The sequence below is a fragment of the Aeromonas piscicola genome (genome assembly GCF_000820005.1).
Taxonomy (GTDB): domain Bacteria; phylum Pseudomonadota; class Gammaproteobacteria; order Enterobacterales; family Aeromonadaceae; genus Aeromonas; species Aeromonas piscicola.
Genome location: NZ_CDBL01000091.1, coordinates 27105 through 27304, shown reverse-complemented (window position 1 = coordinate 27304; position 200 = coordinate 27105). Strand labels below are relative to the sequence as shown.

At 56.5% G+C, this 200-nt stretch carries 1 protein-coding gene; it reads right to left on the bottom strand.

The window, feature by feature from the left end:
- A partial coding sequence (locus BN1128_RS26095; RefSeq protein ID WP_209428620.1) for a hypothetical protein occupies nucleotides 1–200 on the bottom strand: 200 nt, incomplete at both ends.

Sequence of the window (200 nt, the reverse complement as noted above, 5' to 3'; positions counted from 1 at the left end):
CCTGCCTCGCCAGGAAAGTGTGATCAAGGTCACAAGTGATTGATTCATCAAGAGGATTGTCGTCACTCCCCAGCCAGCCTCGAATGGTGTCCCGCCATCTGGTACGACAACTTGTGACTCTGTTGAGGCTTTTAACAACAGGATGGCGAGCACCTGAAGACCCAGCCGCAACGGATAAACGAGGAGGGCGCCCGGGCGCC